A 1,306-nucleotide genomic window follows, 5' to 3' on the forward strand; every position below is an offset into this window, starting at 1 on the left:
GGCTCCTATGTTTGCAAAAGAATAAATTTACATACAAAGCAAAAGGGGTGAGAGAACAGTTTTGGCTAAATAACTCAGGAAGTATATTGTGCTTTAGAAATGTCCTCACTTCTTTATTCCTTTTAGAGTTTGAACAGAATTTAAAGGATCGAAAAAGATATCTTGGATAATAATCAGGAGACAAAACGAAGGAAGACTTGCTTTTATTTAAAGATAAAAATATGAGTGCATTAAAACAGGTTGTAGGAATAGATGTAGCCAAAGATGAACTGGTGGCAAGTTTTGGCAAATTAATGGAAGATCTAAGTACAGAAATCAAAGATTATAAAGTTTTTAGCAACAGCGAAAAAGGCTTTGAATCACTTCTTAAATGGGTGTACAGCAAAAAGACACTTAATATAGAGGTTATTTTTGTCATGGAGGCTACGGGGGTGTATCATGAAAGATTTGCTCATTTTCTTTATGCAAAGGAAGAAAAAACAGTCATTGTGCTACCTAATAAGATCAGTAATTTCATCAGGACTCTGGATATCAAAACCATTACCGATAAAAGCTGTTCCATAGCTATTACACAGTTTGGTTTAAGCAGAAAACTAGAATTATGGCAACCCGCAAACCTTGTGTATAAAGAACTTCAGCAGCTAAGCCGCGAGAAAAACCAGGTTATTCAGGAAAGGGTAAGGTGTATGAATCAGCTGCATGCTGAAAAGACTCAAGCTCTTCCGAATTCAAGAACCATAAAACGGCTGACCGAGCGTATTTCGCTATTGAAAAAACAGGAGAAAGAAATTAATGAGGATATGCTTGCACAGGTAAAGAAAAGTCCTGAGGCTACCAGGGGAGTTAATCTGTTGAGCAGTATTCCGGGTATTGGAAAATCAACGGCAATTGCTGTTTTAGCTGAAACCAATGGTTTTGAGCTAATCAGAAATAAAAAACAACTGGTAAGTTATGCAGGATTAGATATCCGCGAGAAACAGTCCGGAACATCAATAAAAGGTAAGCCAAGAATTAGTAAGAAAGGAAATAAAAATATTCGAAAAACATTACATTTTCCTGCCATGACAGCCGTCAAAATGAATAAAAACCATCAGGATTTGTTTCAAAGAATTACAGAAAAAACAGGAATTAAAATGAAGGGATTGGTTGCTGTACAAAGAAAACTCTTGGAACTGATGTATATTTTATTTAAAAATAAAACTTTTTACCAGATAGATTTTGAAGAAAGTAGGGTAAAAATCAAAGACGTTCACCCTACGCAAGCTAACTCAAGGTCGCTTTTATAAATATAAATGTATAAAAAATA

Annotated in this window: 1 protein-coding gene; it reads left to right on the forward strand. The window is 34.7% G+C overall.

All coding sequences use genetic code 11. The features are described 5' to 3' along the window. Positions 1 to 221 precede the first annotated feature (221 nt). Positions 222 to 1,286 carry an IS110 family RNA-guided transposase gene (locus tag AC59HC_RS22965; RefSeq protein ID WP_227944447.1) on the forward strand — a complete coding sequence of 355 codons (1,065 nt, stop codon included), beginning with the start codon at positions 222 to 224 and terminating at the stop codon, positions 1,284 to 1,286. Positions 1,287 to 1,306: the final 20 nt, after the last annotated feature.

Source organism: Chryseobacterium sp. DZ-32 (genome assembly GCF_059587025.1).